General features: G+C 66.3%; 14 protein-coding genes and 1 other RNA gene. 10 read left to right on the top strand and 5 right to left on the bottom strand.

Features of this window, described 5'->3' with window-relative positions; genetic code table 11:
• Positions 1-743: 743 nt before the first annotated feature.
• Positions 744-1,586, bottom strand: coding sequence for a LirA/MavJ family T4SS effector (locus tag D7W82_RS14305; protein WP_120618886.1), 843 nt, complete (start codon positions 1,584-1,586; stop codon positions 744-746).
• Positions 1,587-2,224: 638 nt separating this feature from the next.
• Between D7W82_RS14305 and D7W82_RS14295 the strand changes: the two genes are divergently transcribed.
• Positions 2,225-3,424 carry a hypothetical protein gene (locus D7W82_RS14295; RefSeq protein ID WP_120618884.1) on the top strand — a complete coding sequence of 400 codons (1,200 nt, stop codon included), beginning with the start codon at positions 2,225-2,227 and terminating at the stop codon, positions 3,422-3,424.
• A 56-nt stretch (positions 3,425-3,480) separates the two neighbouring features.
• Here the strand turns inward: D7W82_RS14295 and D7W82_RS14290 are convergent, their stop codons facing one another.
• Positions 3,481-4,230: a LamG domain-containing protein gene (locus D7W82_RS14290; protein ID WP_158617663.1), complete on the bottom strand. Its 750-nt coding sequence runs from the start codon at positions 4,228-4,230 to the stop codon at positions 3,481-3,483.
• A 644-nt stretch (positions 4,231-4,874) separates the two neighbouring features.
• The gene (locus tag D7W82_RS14280; RefSeq protein WP_120618881.1) at positions 4,875-5,246 is read right to left on the bottom strand and encodes a hypothetical protein; all 372 of its coding nucleotides are present in this window, start codon (positions 5,244-5,246) and stop codon (positions 4,875-4,877) included.
• 313 nt (positions 5,247-5,559) lie between these two features.
• On the opposite strand from D7W82_RS14280, the gene D7W82_RS14275 reads away from it, so the two are divergent.
• The 3 genes from D7W82_RS14275 to D7W82_RS42540 all read left to right on the top strand — a co-directional run bounded on the left by D7W82_RS14275 (position 5,560) and on the right by D7W82_RS42540 (position 6,593).
• Positions 5,560-5,991 (top strand): hypothetical protein, encoded by a 432-nt coding sequence (locus D7W82_RS14275; RefSeq protein ID WP_233587540.1) that lies wholly within the window; start codon positions 5,560-5,562, stop codon positions 5,989-5,991.
• Positions 5,992-5,995: 4 nt separating this feature from the next.
• Positions 5,996-6,364: a DUSAM domain-containing protein gene (locus D7W82_RS14270; protein ID WP_120618880.1), complete on the top strand. Its 369-nt coding sequence runs from the start codon at positions 5,996-5,998 to the stop codon at positions 6,362-6,364.
• Positions 6,365-6,494: 130 nt separating this feature from the next.
• Entirely contained in the window at positions 6,495-6,593 is a 99-nt protein-coding gene (locus D7W82_RS42540) for a hypothetical protein (protein WP_370450996.1), read from the top strand.
• Between the two features lie 336 nt (positions 6,594-6,929).
• Here the strand turns inward: D7W82_RS42540 and D7W82_RS14265 are convergent, their stop codons facing one another.
• Entirely contained in the window at positions 6,930-7,721 is a 792-nt protein-coding gene (locus D7W82_RS14265; protein ID WP_120618879.1) for a fibrinogen-like YCDxxxxGGGW domain-containing protein, read from the bottom strand.
• A gap of 283 nt (positions 7,722-8,004) precedes the next feature.
• Here D7W82_RS14265 and D7W82_RS14260 point away from each other — a divergent pair, with 283 nt between their 5' ends.
• From D7W82_RS14260 to D7W82_RS14245, 4 genes are all read left to right on the top strand, one after another.
• Positions 8,005-8,490 (top strand): ATP-binding protein, encoded by a 486-nt coding sequence (locus D7W82_RS14260; RefSeq protein WP_370450997.1) that lies wholly within the window; start codon positions 8,005-8,007, stop codon positions 8,488-8,490.
• Between the two features lie 589 nt (positions 8,491-9,079).
• Positions 9,080-10,405, top strand: a complete 1,326-nt coding sequence (locus D7W82_RS14255; RefSeq protein ID WP_233587534.1) for a M12 family metallopeptidase — start codon at positions 9,080-9,082, stop codon at positions 10,403-10,405.
• A gap of 681 nt (positions 10,406-11,086) precedes the next feature.
• The gene (locus tag D7W82_RS14250; RefSeq protein WP_233587533.1) at positions 11,087-11,515 is read left to right on the top strand and encodes a hypothetical protein; all 429 of its coding nucleotides are present in this window, start codon (positions 11,087-11,089) and stop codon (positions 11,513-11,515) included.
• Between the two features lie 2 nt (positions 11,516-11,517).
• Entirely contained in the window at positions 11,518-11,886 is a 369-nt protein-coding gene (locus tag D7W82_RS14245; protein WP_120618877.1) for a DUSAM domain-containing protein, read from the top strand.
• Positions 11,887-11,980: 94 nt separating this feature from the next.
• Here D7W82_RS14245 and ssrA read toward each other — a convergent pair.
• Positions 11,981-12,344: a transfer-messenger RNA gene (gene ssrA, locus D7W82_RS14240) on the bottom strand.
• A 158-nt stretch (positions 12,345-12,502) separates the two neighbouring features.
• Between ssrA and D7W82_RS14235 the strand changes: the two genes are divergently transcribed.
• Positions 12,503-13,510, top strand: coding sequence for an NAD(P)-dependent alcohol dehydrogenase (locus tag D7W82_RS14235; RefSeq protein ID WP_120618876.1), 1,008 nt, complete (start codon positions 12,503-12,505; stop codon positions 13,508-13,510).
• Positions 13,511-13,617: 107 nt separating this feature from the next.
• Positions 13,618-14,982: a pitrilysin family protein gene (locus D7W82_RS14230; RefSeq protein ID WP_120618875.1), complete on the top strand. Its 1,365-nt coding sequence runs from the start codon at positions 13,618-13,620 to the stop codon at positions 14,980-14,982.
• Positions 14,983-15,058: the final 76 nt, after the last annotated feature.

Genomic DNA, 15,058 nt, shown 5'->3' with positions numbered 1-15,058 from the left:
GCATGGCGCCACTGCCCGGGACTTCGGGCAGGGTCGGCGCCACCGCCCCGGGCATCTCATGCGTCGGACACGTGACGCCAGGAGCCCGGACGCAGCGCGCGCTCGAGCTCCAGCCAGGTCTGGGCCGGCACCTGGTCGAGCCAGGGTCGCGAGCGGCCGGACCGCGGGGTCCGCGTCCCGAAGGAGCGCGGTGCTGGGCGCGCGCGGCGTGGGCCGGCACGTCGTACAGCGCCACCCCGAGCGAGGACGGTTCGTCGCCTGTGACTTCATCACTTCGGAGCCGCACGGCGAACTCCGGGTGCGGATTGGGGCTCACGTGATGCACCAGCTGCTCCGGCGGACCGTGCGGGCTGGGGTAGGACCGCCGCACACTCAGGTCGGGGAGCGAGCCCAGCGATACGCGCCTGTCCCCGACCGTCACCTCATACGCGTAGCCGGGTCCGGCGTCCCAGGGTTGGACCAGCTGCCCGGGCAGGTGGCGTACGTCGACGATGCTCAGCCGACCGCCTTCGACGCGCAACCGAAGCTGCAGATTGCCGGAGCACTCGGGGGTGGCGGGTGTCACCGCTTCACGCGAGCGCGGCGGCGACGCTTGCGGCGGTGCAAGCCCACCGCCCGCCGGGGCACCGGGCGTTCCGGGGAGCGCGGACGCCGGCGGCATCGCTTCTTCAGCGCGACCCTGCGGGCGAGGGCCTCCGGGCGCCTCAACCCCAGTGCTCACCGGGAAGGGCGGATACGGACAACTAGAAATCGGTGTGAGCACCCTGCGAGCTGACAACGTCCGTGATCACCTCCTCGAGCAGTGCCTGGGCGACAGTGTCGGGGTTGATGTTCAGCTGCGCCTTCGCGAGGCATTGCTGGAGAAGAGCGCGGGTCTTCGGCGAGGTGGACGGCGTTCTCTTCAAACGCCTATGAGTCAATGCGGCGCTGAGTCGCGGATAGAGTTCAATCAGTTTCGAATCCGGATGGGTCAGCGCCTCGTTCAGGAAGACCGGCGACGCGTACTTGACGTCTCCGTAGATTTCGCTCAGCTCAGGCACGGGCTTCCCGCCGTGCATTCCATTCAACCAGGAGTACCTCACGTCGAGCACGGAGTCCCACAGCGACACCTGGATGCCGACCATGTTCGTCGCGGTGTGCGTGGGACTCACCATCGTGTCATAGAGATCCTGAATGGAGCTGATGGGCGCCCCCTTGGAGCGGAAGTAGTTAAAGATGATGTACCACTGGATCCGATGGCTGTGTTCACCGTGCTGCGGCCCCGCACCGACGTCCTTCAGGGCCCTGCGTTGCCACAGGTGGTCGACCAGGAAGTTGATGACCTCCACGACCCCCTCTTTCGGGATGAGCCGATCGACGCCGGAGCGCATCCAGCGCTTCTCGGTGTCCTCCAACACCAGACTGAGCTTGGCGGTCGGTGTGGTCCTCCCACCCTTGCCTCCTGGGCACTGGGCAATCGCATCCTCGAGCCGCTTCAAATACTTCTGGACCTCCTCTTCGTCCCGAAGAAGCTCTTGGATCCGCCTCATGCCCGCGGCCATGTTGACATTCAGCTTCGCCCCATGGAGTTCCTGGATGTTGACCATTGGTTCCGACCCCCGTGTCCTCCTTCTTATACAACATCTTGCCTTTCCCGGGTGACGGCGGGAAATAAGGAGGACCGCCATGGCGGCGCGTCGTCAACACATCCTGGTGCGTCTTCATGGGACGCACTTGCGTCCTCATGGGACGAAGCAGCGACACGCCTTCCGGGGCTCCCTCAAGCAGGGGCGGAGCCGGGCGTGGAGGAGGAGAGCCTCGCCTTTGCCGCAACGGTGGAGGAGGAAGGGAGCAGGAGGGGTGAGAGGGATTCTGGAGCACCTGGGGTTACCCAAGGCGGGTGCACACCTGGCCCCTGCGCGAGGGCCGCCCCAGAGCACGTGGTGTTGAAGCTCAAGCCGCCACAGCCAGCCACGGCAGCCAGGCCCCTGCCGCCTCCCGCCTGGGAAGGCGGCTGGGCTGAGCAGGCGTGTGTCTGCTGGAGATGAATGGCTTCCGCGCCGGCCCGGCGTGCGGCGCATGGGCTCCCCGTCAGCGTCCCTCACCTCCCGCGCGGCTCCCGCCCGCTACGCCCAAGAGGGCTGCTGTCCTTCCCATGCTCCGCGTGTCCATCGTTCCGCGAGGCCATGCCACACGTGAATGCATGGTCTCCCACTCCGCGGCTGCGAGTCCGCGAGGAGGAACCATGACGGAGACACTGGAAATCGTCCCAGGGGAGCGTGAGGAAGGCACGGCGGTCCTCCTGCGCTCCTGGCAGCTGACGAGGGCGCTGCTGCAGGAGCTGTCCCCCAGGGACCTGCGCACGGGGCGCTGGTTCACCCAGCTGCTGTCCATCTACCTGCGGCACTACGACACGCACCGGCTGCACGCGGTCGCCGCGGCGAAGGGGACGGGCGCTGACACCACCGAAACCCTCATCCGGCAGGCCTGCGAGGCGGCCTTCCTCACCGGCGCGGGGAGTGGCTCGGTCACCACCGGCATCACCGCGGCCTCGGTGGACGCGGGCGTCGCCGGGTTGATGGTGGCCCTTCCCGCATCGGGGATTGTCGTCACGGCGGAGATGATCGTGCGGGCCCTCATCCACCTGCGGCTGGCGTGCGACCTGGCCAGCGCCTTCCACATCCGCTTCGACCCGGAGGACCCCGCGGATTTCTCGCGGCTCTACGCCCTCCTCCGAGGCGGGGAGCACGACGAGGAAGAGGACCCGCTCGGCCTGGAGCGCGTGGAGCACCTCGCGCAAGCGAAGGCGACCGACCTGGGCGAGGACGTGGGGGCGAAGCTTCTGGGCGACAGCGTGGCGCGCAACATCGTGCCCTTCCTGAACGTGGTGACGTCCTCCGTGGACAACTGGCGGCGCACCCGGCGGCTGGGCGACTCCATGCTGCGCTACGTGCGGCTGCGCCGCGCACTGGAGGACGCCGACGCGGCCCTGCGCGAGGTGGCGCCGCGCAACGAGAGCCTGCTGCTGGAGAGCGCTTGGTTCCTCTTCGTCTCCGACGGCCGCCTCCGCGAGGAGGAGTCCGCCGTGCTCACCCACGAGCTCTCGCGGCTCACCCCGGCGCGGCGCCGGGAGACGCGAGTGCTCTTCGTGGACGATGAGTCCAAGTGGCTCCAACGCCTGCGCTCGGCACCGGCCAGCGCGCGTGAAGTCCTCCAGGAGTCCTTGAACACGCTCGCCGCCGCGGACCTCGCCGTGACCGAACCCGAGCGGGCCCTGCTTCAAAAGGCCGCGCAGGCCCTCCACACATCTCTGGACAGCGGGCACCTGGAAACGCTGGTGCGGCGCTACCGCGAAAAGGGCGTGGCCCACGCGCCCAAGGCCCCATCCGCCGTGCCACGCGCATCCCCGGCGGCGCGCGAAGAGACGCCGGCGCGCCTCCACTGAGGTCCCCTCCCCGCTCCTCCAGGCCCTGAAGAAGGAGCGAGGTGTGGGCGTACGTGTCACGGGGTGCTGGAGTCATCCAATCCGCACGAGCGGAAGGAGGCCTCATACACGCGACGTATCTGCCCCGGAGCCAGTGCGTCCCCGAACACCGCGACCTCATCGATTCGGCCCGGGAAGAATCGCCCTGGCCACACGAGGCTCTGGCCAATGCTGAGAGCGGTCGTGTTCTCCTCGCGGGACACCTCGGGTCCCATCAACGTGCTCTCCAGGACTCCATCCACATAGAGGTCCATCCGGTCTCCGCGCCGATAGGTCGCCGCCAGGAAGTACCAGCGGTTGACCTGAATCTGTGTCTGCGAAATCAGCCGAATGGGCGCCCCAGGGCCAATGAAGAAATAGAAGCGGTTGTCCGGCTCCGCCTGGAGGTCGAGATCCCTCGCGACTCCTGACTTCGAAACGATGGTGGTGATGTGTCCGACCTCGGAGGGCAGCCTGTCGAACTTCACCCAGGCCATCACCGTCACCTCCTCCGTGAAGTTCAGGCTCGCGAAGCTGGGCACCACGATGTAGTCGTTCACGCCATCGAAGACGGCGGCCTTGTTGGAGGGGTTGCGCGCCAGGGGGGCGCCGCCACCCGGCCTGGAAAAGTCCACGCCTCCATGGCCCACACCCGGATGAACTCCTGGAGAAGCGGAGTCCCGGAAGTTGCCGTTCAGCCGCAGGTAGACGACGGGGTCCAGGCACAGCACCTTCTGGGCATAGGGAGGCTGCGAACCCCACTCACGCGGGTCAGTCTGAGAGTCCACGGACTCTCCCGCCATCGCGGGGAGCATCAGGAGGGTCAGCAGCACCGAGAGAAGTGGGGCTCCAGGCCGCAGGTGAAACGTTTTGAAAGACATGGGTCGCCCGTCCAGGTCGGCTTGGCCCCCGATTGAGCCGGATTCCCGCAATACATGGGTGCGATCTCCACGGCGGAAACCCCAGACAACGGGCTGAAGAAGAAGTCGAGCAGCGCACGGCAGATACAAACGTGGGCCGCGTCTTCTCTTCTTCGAAGAGCCATTCCCCACCAGGCACGCGCCTTGCCTCATCTTTCCCTCAAGCAGGCCCAGAGCGCGTGGTGTTGAAGCTCAAGCCGCCACAGCCAGCCAAGACAGCCAGGCCCCTGCCGCATCCCGACTGGGAAGTCGTGGGGGCCGCCACGACTCTGAACACGGATGCCAGGACAGTGGGGCCAGGCGCCGCGCCAGCAGTCGCGGCGCTCCCGTCGAACGGCGGCGCCATGGTGGCCTACACGAACGGCACCAGTCTCTACGCCTCAGTGGAGGTGTACTGAATTGACGGGGTCCCTGATGCGCGCCTTCCAGCATGTGAGGGAGGCGCGCATCCAGGTCACCGTGGGTGGGGCCACGCCATGGATTGAGTTTGGAGCGCGAGAGCCCGTCCGCCGTCAGTTGCCGCGGTAGGTGGTGTTGAGGATGCCGATGCCCGCGCCTTCCACATACAGGCTGACGGACGTGCCCTGGGTGGCGGCCTGGGTGGCGCGCTCGAACAGGCCCAGGCGCTCGGCCTCGCTGTACTCGTAGCCACCGGCCGAGGCGCCCGAGCCCAGGTAGTAGTAGTTGCCGACGAAGCTCCCCGTGCAGTTCGCCCCGGTGTTCACCTGCACGACCACGTAGCCCTGGCCGTAGGTGACGTTGGGTTGCCGGGTGTACGTCGCCGCGCAGACGTAGCCATTCACGGTGATGGGGGCCGCCAGGGCCGTGCTGGCGAATCCGACCGACATCATCACCGCCGCAACAACGATGGACGCTCGCTTCATTGTGGTGTCCCCTTATGCCGTTGGCTGAGTCCTCCGCGCCCAGGATGGGCGTGGGGCTCCGGAAAGCGTTTCTGCATTTCCGCTCGAAGCAACGGGCGGGACGGTATTTCCCCCTCACCTCTTTTTCGGATATCCGCCGCCCCGCTTCGCGCCGAAGCAAGGGGGTGTGCTGGAGCTGCTGCCTGAGCCGGGCGACGAACTGCCAGTACTCATCGCGTAGGAGCATCGCGCCTCGGGGCCGGCCTCTATGTGCGGCCCGGCTCCCTCTTGCGAGGGATTGAACTCACAGCAAAACGAGCCCAGGCAGGTACACATGTACAGTCGGAACACCCGATTCGTGGCCATGCTCGTGGCGGCACTCGCGCTGGTGGGCGCGGGCTGCGGCGGCGGTGCCCATGCCCGGGCGAGCGCCGCCGAGCCCAGCGCCACCGCGGTGTACCTGGCTCAGGCCCAATGTGGTCCCCAGGACTCCACGGTGAGCTGCTGTGTGAAGACGCACCCGGGCAACCCCGCGCGCTGCGGGGCCACGGACTTTGAGGCAGAGGAAATCCTCTTCGGTGCCAGGGTCGCCAAGGAGCTGGCCCGGGAGGACCTGCCGGAGTGGAAGCGCTACTGTATGAACGAGTACGCGAAGTGCCAGGAGCAGGACTGGATAGGGTCCTGCTACGACTGCTTCCGCTCTTGCGAAGGACAGCAGGGTGAATGGCCGCATGACAGATGCTTCCGGCAGCGGAAGGGGCGGTAGCGGCATGGGGCAGGACATCAACTGGGACGAGGTGCGTGCGCTCGCCGCGCGCGTCGAGGCCGGCGAAGCACTCGCGCTCACCCCAGACGTGCGCGAATTGCTGCTGCGTACTGCGCGCGAGGTGGCCATTCCTGAGCCGAATGCACAGGCCGCTGTCCAGGACGTGGCTGCTGCGACCGCGCTGCTGCGCGAGGCTCGCTCGCGGATCCGCGAGGGCTCGATGCGTCTGGCGCGCACGAGGATGCTGGCTGGAGACCTTGCGAAGGCGGGTGATAGAGCCGGGGCCCGGAAGCTGCTGGAGGACCTGCTCGCCGTGGAGATGGTGCCTCTCTACCGTGAGCAGGCAGAGCTGGAGTTGGAGGACCTGGACTGACAGGCGCTCACGCTCACTCTACGAATTCGTCCGCAAGCGCTACGAGCGCAAGAGCACCGTCATCACCTCCAACCGCTCCATCGAGGAGTAGCCGCCCCTCTTTGGCGACCTGCTGATGGCCAGCGCCGCCATGGACCGGCTCCTCCACCACTCCCACTTCCTCGTCATCGAAGGCGACAGCTTCCGCAATCCGTCTCCCACCCGGCGGCGCAAGCCCTCGGCCGCCTAAGCCCGGTAGCCCGCAGCGGATCCGCTGGGCCGACCCAACCTCGTCAGCGCTGCGAACTCGAATCGCCGCACCTGGACGGCTGAGCTGAGCGATCCGCTTGGCCGACCCTCATGCGATCCATGGCCCTGGTCCTTGACAAGCAAGTGAGCGAGGCGCGCGGAGGGCATCGTCAGCTCGGCGCGCACCCCGAGGCGACAACTTCCCTGACACAGGGGGCGGCGGCCTCCCTCGATACCTCGCCCAGGCAGGTGCGGCAGAGGGCGGCCCTGCGCTCGGCATGGGCGAACCCATGCCGCTCGACCCCGTCTATCCGACGAGGGCGCTTCGTCCCCTGCGCTACCACCTCACGAAGCGCGTGATGCGGCGGACACGCGTGTACGTCGTGCCATCGGTGGCGAGCCCCAGTGCAGACGCCACAGTCGAGTTCAGGTGGGGCCCAACCCTGCCATCATCAGGTCCGTCACCAGCATCGGCACCGAGATTATAGACCCAGCAGGCACCATAGTGCTGGGTGACGTTTGCGAAGTAACTCGAGCACTCCGTGGTTGAGTGGGTGTCCCCATCATAATCAGGGGCTGCCCAGCCAGTAGCAAACTGCTCTCTGTATATCTCCGGCTGGCCGCTGAGCAACTGAGGTCCCTGAAACCTCATGGTACTGGTTGCGAATCCTCCGACCTGGGCCGTGAAGAGGATAACAGTCTTTCCACGAAGATCTTCGATAACATCCATGTACTTGACAGCATCCACGTATTCCGTCCTGCGATAGAGATAGAGGCTGCCCTCGTAGAAGTTGGAATCCAAGCTGGGCCGACCGCGGCGCCCCAGGCGGTCCCCATAGGGGATGTTCCAGAAGTCGGTCGTGTTGATGCCGAGCACGCTGTTGTAGACCATCGCCCACCCTCCCCCTTGCGTCTCCATGTCGCAGTAGGTGGTGAGGGCCTGTGCGCCGTCAGGCTTGAGAAAGTAGACGCCTGAGCGCCTGACACCCATGGCATAAAGGTGCTGACAGCTACGCAAGGCCAAGTCAGGGGAATCCCCATACCCCGGATCAGCCATTGCCGGAGTCGAGGGAAGCGCCACCAGGAGCGCGAGAGCTGAGCAAGCAGTCAGGAAGTGCTTCGAAGGCATTTAAATGCTCCAGTGGATGGACATGCTAGACGATGGCCAGCGACCCATTCTCATATCAGACGCCGAAGGCCGAGTAGCCCGCCTTGTTGTCAACGCTCATCACGTCTGGGTCAGCTCCGAACCAGGACGGGGCGCGGTGAACACCTGCGACAGGTACACCCTCGTCTCGGGGCGAGCCACCTTATCTACGGGCAGCCGGAGGGGCCCATCTGGTGGGGGCCAACCCAGGGCTCGTTTGACGCGATCGTCGAAACTTTACCTTCTCTGAGGATGAGCGAAGGACATCCCACCCCGGAGAAGCTGCGACCAGCCATCGTGCGGGTCCTTCAGCGACGAGGGCAAGAGCTTCCTGGCGTGCGCGCTGGGACAGAAGGCGTGCCGTGATGGCTTCAGTGGCGTGTACCGCCGCGCCTCACGCCTCTTCGACGAGCTGGCTCAGGCCCGCGCGGACGGCACGCACCCGCATGCGCTCAAGCGGCTGGCCAAGGCCCAGGTGCTCATCCTCGACGACTTCGGCCTGGAGCCGCTGGGCTCAGCTGAGCGCAAGGAACTGCTCGAAGTCTTGGAGGATCGCTACCACCAGTCCTCGACGGTGGTGACCTCCCAACTGGAGCCCAAGGACTGGCACGCCGTCATTGGCGACGCGACGCTGGCCGACGCCATCCTCGACCGGCGCGTCCACAACGCCCATCGCATCAAGTTGGGCGGAGAGTCCATCCGGTACGTGGAGACAAATTTGATGAAGGGTCGGAAGCAGACCAAGGTATGAACCACCCAGCGTCACTGACACTCCGACCGCTCGCCATCAGCCGGAATCGCTGCTCGGCTTGAGCCGGAACGAGTGCTCACCATGACCGGAATACGCATTTTCATAATGGGGCGAGTGATTTTTTGAGGGATGTTGCCTTTCTATTTTGATTATCTTGGGGTGGAATGGGCCTGCCCCACACGGAAAGAGACTTATGCCGAGAACAACCTTTCATTTCATGTCATTGTCTTTCCTTGCGATGTCAGGACTCCTTCTCATTTCAGGGTGTGATGGTGGCGACCGGCTCTCAGCCTCAGCAGCGCATCAGACATCGTTTGCCTCAGATGTGAGCGCACTCTACGCCGACACCACTTCGATCTGGAACTCTCCAGTCATCAGTGTCTGCTGGGAAAATCCAACGGTCGCGAGTGTTACGGAGCGGGGCTGGGTAGAGAATGCTGCCAACAGCACGTGGGGCAGTGTCTCACGGGTGAATTTCACTGGCTGGAGCACGTGCACCTCGACCTCACGTGGCATCCGTATCCGCATCGCAGACACCGGTCCGCACGTGAAGGGTCTAGGCCGCCGCCTGGATGGCTACGTCAACGGCATGGAACTCAACTTCACTTTCGCTAACTGGAGCCCGAGCTGCCAGTTCCAGCGGGAGTTCTGTATTCGGGCCATTGCGGTACATGAGTTCGGCCATGCGCTAGGTTTTGCGCACGAGCAGAATCGTCCAGACCGACCGTCCACCTGCACCGAGCCTGCGCAGGGCTCCTACGGCAACCTGATGATTGGTGCATGGGACCTACAATCGGTGATGAACTACTGCAACCCTGACTGGAACGGGAACGGTGAGCTGAGTGCGACCGATATCGAGGGCGTCGTCCAACTCTACGGTCGTAGATTGTGGAGCCGGGACTTTTGCTACAGCCAAACCTGGCGAGTGGAGCAGCACCCCCGCACGCTGGCAGACGTCAACGGCGACGGCCTTGCGGACATCGTCGGCTTCAGCCATCGGGGCGCGGAGGTGGCGCTGTCCACGGGTACCGGGTTCACCGCTTCCCAGCTCTGGCTGGCGAACTTCGGCTACAACCAGACCTGGCGAGTGGAACTGCACCCCCGCACGCTGGCAGACGTCAACGGTGACGGCCTTGCGGACATCGTCGGCTTCAGCCATCGGGGCGTGGAGGTGGCGCTGTCCACGGGCACCGGCTTCACCGCTTCCCGGCTCTGGCTGGCGAAATTCGGCTACAACCAGACTTGGCGAGTGGAGCAGCACCCCCGCACGCTGGCAGATGTCAACGGCGATGGCCTTGCAGACGTCGTCGGCTTCAGCAACTGGGGCGTGGAGGTGGCGCTGTCCACGGGCACCGGCTTCACCGATTCCCGGCTCTGGCTGGCGAAATTTGGCTACAACCAGACTTGGCGAGTGGAGCAGCACCCCCGCACGCTGGCAGACGTCAACGGCGACGGCCGTGCAGATGTCGTCGGCTTCAGCAATTGGGGCGTGGAGGTGGCGCTGTCCACGGGCACCGGCTTCACCGCTCCCCGGCTCTGGCTGGCGAAATTCGGCTACAACCAGACCTGGCGAGTGGAGCAGCACCCCCGCACGCTGGCGGATGTCAACGGCGACGGCCTTGCAGACGTCGTCGGCTTCAGCAACTGGGGCGTGGAGGTGGCGCTGTCCACGGGGACCGGCTTCACCGATTCCCGGCTCTGGCTAGCGGACTACGGCTACAACCAGACCTGGCGAGTGGAGCAGCACCCCCGCACGCTGTCGGACGTCAACGGCGACGGCCTTGCGGACATCGTCGGCTTTGGCCATTGGGGGGTGGACGTCTCGCTGTCCGCGGGCAGTGGCTTCGACTCGAACCAAGTCTCGCTGGCGAACTCCATTGATGACAATCATGTCGGGAGCGGGTGGATTGAGTAGTTCCTGCACACTCTGGCGGAAATAATGGCAGCGGCGGCACTGACGTCATCGGCTTGGTGTTATCGCGCACGTATATTGATGGTTCCACGGCGTTTCACGGACCGGCTCTGTGATGGGCGCATCCAGAGGCGATTCCCCTTGGGGAATCGCCGGTTGCAGCTTGAGCCGGAGCACGAGGCGGATCAAGGCTGCCCGGAGGGCCTTGAACTGACTCGGGATTCCGGCGTCCATCATCCAGTCGGCTCAAGCAACCCTCAGCATACGTGCGCGGCAACATCAAGCCTTCCGGCACGTCACTGGCCGGACGGTTACGCTCGGCGGGAACGGATTGGAAGCCACCCGCGCCGAGTGCCACTTCCGGGGCCATGGAAATCGCCGGGTGGGCGGTAGAAGACTCGTGCCGAGCGCCGTATCCGTCCGGCCAACGACGTGCCGTGAGGGATTGCCGGGGTAGCGGCGCGCGGCGGGCGCTTCCGGGCATGACGAAGCAGGTGGAGAAGCCGGAGAGGGCGCGTGTCGCGGAGTCCATCGTGGCGAGCGGGCAGACGCAGCGGGCGTTCGCGTCGGCGTGCAGTTGAGCACGCTGCAGTCGTGGGTGTACCGGCATCGACGGAGCGCGCCGTCGAGGGCGGAAGCCGTAGGGATTGAATCCCAAGCAAAAACAAGCCTAAGCGGCAATGCATGCACAATCGAAACACCCGCTTCGTGGCCATGCTCGTGGAGGCACTCGCGCTGGTGGGCATGGGCTGCAGTGGCGGGGCCCATGCCCGTGCGAGCGCCACCGAGCCCAGCGCCACCGCGGTGTACCTGGCTCAGGCCCAATGTGGTCCCCAGGACTCCACCATCAGTTGTTGTGTGAAGACGCACCCGGGCAACCCCGCGCGCTGCGGCGCGACGGAGTTGGAGGCCGAGGACATCCTCCTGTTCGCCCGGGCCGCGGAGGAGCTCTCCCGAGACCTTCCAGAGTGGAAGCGCGCCTGCCTGGAGACCTATGTGCAATGTCAGGAGGACCGCTGGTCAGGCTCCTGCTACGACTGCTTCCGATACTGCGAGGGGCAGCAGGGCGACTGGCCTCGCGACAAGTGCCGGAAGCGGAAGGGCGGGCGCTGAGCATGTCCGAGGACATTGATTGGGACCCTGTGCGGGAGCTGGCCTCGCGCGTGGAGGCGGGCGAAGCGTTGGTGCTGACCCCGCACGTGCGCGAGCTCCTCCTGCGCACGGCCCGGCAGGTGGGCATTCTTGAGTCCGACGCGCAGGTAGCCGTCCAGGAAGTGGGCACGGCAACCGCCCTGCTGCGCGAGGCGCGCGGGCGGATCCGTGACGGATCCATCCGCTTGAACATCACGGAGATGAGGGCACGGGACCTCGAGCGCGCGGGGGACAAGGCTGGAGCACGGAAACTGCTAAAGGACCTGCTCGCAGTGGAACGGGTGCCGCTCTACCGAGAGCAGGTGGAGCTGTCCCTGGAGAACCTGGACTGACGGGCGCTCACCCACCGCTTCACGAAGCGGCCTCCGCGCTTCGGCTCCTCCAAAAGAAAAAGCCTGGCAACCCGTACTGGATTGCCAGGCTTCACTGTGGAGGCGGAGGGAATCGAACCCTCGTCCGAAAGCCGTCGGCTCTTCGACCCTACGTGCGTAGTCCGCGATTTGCTACGTCACCCGGGCTCCCACGGACGGGATCCCTGATGCCGGTCCTGGAAAGATCTCGTCACCTCGGGCCCAGGCACCCTTGGCGACCAGTCCGCATTATGACGGCCCATCCCTACCCCACGGACCGAGAGCAGGGGGACCGCGCACTAGAGACTGCTAGTTAGGCAGCCAGCGCGAGCTCAACGTTGTCGTTGGCTTTTGTGTTGTTGTCGGAAGTTTTACGAGCACCCAACAAGCTCGGCACGCGTCTCGAACGTCATTGCCCCCGTCGAAGCCAGGTCGCCCCCGGTTCGATGTACGTCATGCGGCCCCATCAGCTCCGCACTCGACCTACATTAACCGCTGAACGCCCCCCGTCAATCCTCCTGAAGCCTCGGCGGTCACTCCTGCAACATCTCCTCCCCTGCCTGCCCCCCAGGCAGCCCCTTCCTTCCGGAGTCCCCTCATGCAGGCGTACGAGCTCCACACCCCCACCGGCTCCTCCAGCTGGACCCTCGTGGAGACGCCCCAGCCCCAACCGGGCCCCGGCCAGGCGCTCGTCCGCATCCACGCGGTCTCCCTCAACTACCGCGACCTCATCATCGCCCGCGGCACCTACCCCGGCCTCAAGCTCCCCCTCATCCCCTGCTCCGACGGCGCTGGCCAGGTCGTCGCCGTGGGCTCCGGCGTCACCCGCGTAAAACCCGGCGACCGCGTCGCCCCCACCTTCTTCCAGGTCTGGACCGACGGCGAACGCACCCCGGAGAAGGTCGCCCACGCGCTCGGCGGCGGCGTCCCTGGCGTCCTCGCGGAATACGTCTGCCTGGACGCCGAAGGGCTCGTCCTCCTCCCGGACTGGCTCTCCTACGAGGAGGGCTCCACCCTCCCCTGCGCCGCCGTCACCGCCTGGAACGCGCTCGTCCCCCAGGGCGGCCTCAAGCGCGGGCAGACCGTGCTCGCGCAGGGCACCGGCGGCGTGTCCATCTTCGCCCTCCAGTTCGCCCGCCTCCTCGGGGCCCGCGTCCTCATCACCTCCAGCCAGGATTACAAGCTCCAGCGCGCGAAACAGCTGGGCGCGCAGGGGCTCATCAACTACCGCCAGACGCCGGACTGGGAAGAGGCCGTGCTCACCCTCACCGGCAACCAGGGCGTGGACCATGTGCTGGAGGTCGGCGGCGCGGGCACCCTGCCCCGCTCCATCACGGCCACCACGGAGGGCGGCCACATCGCGCTCATCGGCCTGCTCACCGGCGCCCCCGGCAAGCCAGACACCACCGCCACCAGCGCCAGGCACCTGCGCGTCGTCAGCACCTACGTGGGCAGCCGAGAGATGTTCGAGGACATGCTCAAGGCCATGACGCAGGAGAAGACCCGGCCCGTCATCGACCGCGTCTTCCCCTTCGCCCAGGCTCGCGAAGCGCTGCGGTACATGGAGTCCGGCGGCCACTTCGGGAAGATCGTCATCACCCTGTGAGGCGTGGCTCTGGCGCACAGGTGACAGGCGCCGGCAGAAAGCCACCCACGCAAGGCCTGGCTCCGGCGTAACGTCCCGCGCGTTCCCAGCACCGAAAGGGTCCGCGCATGCGCCGCCTGTTGCCCCTCCTGCTGCTGCTCCTGATGCCGGTGCTCCCGGCGTCCGCGCAGCAGCCTCCTGACGCCACCCGCTTCTTCCCCTACACGCTGAACACCACGGTCCTGCCCAACGGGCTCACCGTGGTGCGCGTGCCGTTCAACTCGCCCGGCATCGTCGCGTACGTCACCGCCGTGCGCGTGGGCTCACGCAACGAGGTGGAGCCCGGCCGCACCGGCTTCGCCCACTTCTTCGAACACATGATGTTCAAGGGGACCAAGGCGAACCCGGAGGGCCAGCGCGAGCGCATCCTCGGCGGCTTCGGCTTCGACGACAACGCGTTCACCACCGACGACATCACCGTGTACCAGGTGTACGGCCCCACCGCCGGCCTGGAGAAGCTCATCGCGCTGGAGGCCGACCGCTTCCAGAACCTGGAGTACTCCGAGCCGGCCTTCCAGACGGAGGCGCTCGCCGTCCTGGGCGAGTACCACAAGAACGCCGCGGGCCCGGACCTCAAGCTGGAGGAGGCCCTGGCGAAGACGGCCTTCACCCGCCACACGTACCAGCACACCACGCTGGGCTTCTACGAAGACATCCAGGCGATGCCCAAGGCGTACGCGTACAGCCGCTCGTTCTTCGAGCGCTGGTACACGCCCGCCAACACCACCCTCTTCATCGTCGGTGACTTCAACGACGCGCAGGTCGTCTCGCAGGTGACGAAGGCCTACGGCGGATGGCAGCGCCAGCCCACCAGCGTCAGCATCCCCACCGAGCCCCCGCAGACGAAGCAGCGCACCGTCCACGTGGACTGGCCGCAGCCCACGCAGCCGCGCCACGTGCTCGCGTGGCACACGCCCGCCGCGCGCGCGGACACGCCCGACGCCGCCATCCAGACCATCCTCGCCGAGTACCTCGTGGGCGACACCAGCCCCGCGTACAAGGAGCTGGTGCTGGAGAAGCAGTACGTCGAGTCGCTGAACGTCTACACCACGCCGCACCGCGACCCGTACCTGTTCCCCATCGACGCCACCTTGCAGGACGAGAAGTTCCGCGCCGACGTGGACGCCGTGCTGCGCCGCGAGGTGACGGCCCTGTCCGGCGGCCCGGTGGACGCCGTGCGCCTGAAGGCCATCCAGGACCACCTGCGCTACGGCCTGCTGATGGACCTGGAGACGCCGCGCGACGTGGCCATCGACCTGGCCCTCTACGCGGGCGTGATGGGCCGCCCCGACGCGCTCGCCAGCTACCTGAAACAGCTGGGCAGCGTAACGCCCCAGCAGCTCACCCTGTTCGCGAGGAAGTACCTCGAGGACAAGAACCTCACCGTCCTCACCCTCACCCCCAAGGCCGTCGCCGCCGGAGGGACGCCGTGATGAAGACCCGCGCTACCGTGTCGCTCGTCCTGGCCGCCGCGCTGTCGCTCGCCGCCTGCGCCCACCACCCCAAGCC

The organism is Corallococcus sp. CA049B, from assembly GCF_003611685.1.
Lineage (GTDB): Bacteria > Myxococcota > Myxococcia > Myxococcales > Myxococcaceae > Corallococcus > Corallococcus coralloides.
This window is presented reverse-complemented; position numbering and strand designations above follow the sequence as displayed.

What these genes read in the sequence shown, in the direction of transcription:
- D7W82_RS14270 (WP_120618880.1), top strand. Translation starts at nt 5,996, where the DNA reads ATGGGGCAGGACATCAACTGGGACGAGGTGCGTGCGCTCGCCGCGCGC.
- D7W82_RS14255 (WP_233587534.1), top strand. Translation starts at nt 9,080, where the DNA reads ATGGAACTCAACTTCACTTTCGCTAACTGGAGCCCGAGCTGCCAGTTC.
- D7W82_RS14250 (WP_233587533.1), top strand. Translation starts at nt 11,087, where the DNA reads ATGCACAATCGAAACACCCGCTTCGTGGCCATGCTCGTGGAGGCACTC.
- D7W82_RS14280 (WP_120618881.1), bottom strand. Translation starts at nt 5,246, where the DNA reads ATGAAGCGAGCGTCCATCGTTGTTGCGGCGGTGATGATGTCGGTCGGA.
- D7W82_RS14275 (WP_233587540.1), top strand. Translation starts at nt 5,560, where the DNA reads ATGTACAGTCGGAACACCCGATTCGTGGCCATGCTCGTGGCGGCACTC.
- D7W82_RS14305 (WP_120618886.1), bottom strand. Translation starts at nt 1,586, where the DNA reads ATGGTCAACATCCAGGAACTCCATGGGGCGAAGCTGAATGTCAACATG.
- D7W82_RS14235 (WP_120618876.1), top strand. Translation starts at nt 12,503, where the DNA reads ATGCAGGCGTACGAGCTCCACACCCCCACCGGCTCCTCCAGCTGGACC.
- D7W82_RS14230 (WP_120618875.1), top strand. Translation starts at nt 13,618, where the DNA reads ATGCGCCGCCTGTTGCCCCTCCTGCTGCTGCTCCTGATGCCGGTGCTC.
- D7W82_RS14265 (WP_120618879.1), bottom strand. Translation starts at nt 7,721, where the DNA reads ATGCCTTCGAAGCACTTCCTGACTGCTTGCTCAGCTCTCGCGCTCCTG.
- D7W82_RS42540 (WP_370450996.1), top strand. Translation starts at nt 6,495, where the DNA reads ATGGACCGGCTCCTCCACCACTCCCACTTCCTCGTCATCGAAGGCGAC.
- D7W82_RS14245 (WP_120618877.1), top strand. Translation starts at nt 11,518, where the DNA reads ATGTCCGAGGACATTGATTGGGACCCTGTGCGGGAGCTGGCCTCGCGC.
- D7W82_RS14295 (WP_120618884.1), top strand. Translation starts at nt 2,225, where the DNA reads ATGACGGAGACACTGGAAATCGTCCCAGGGGAGCGTGAGGAAGGCACG.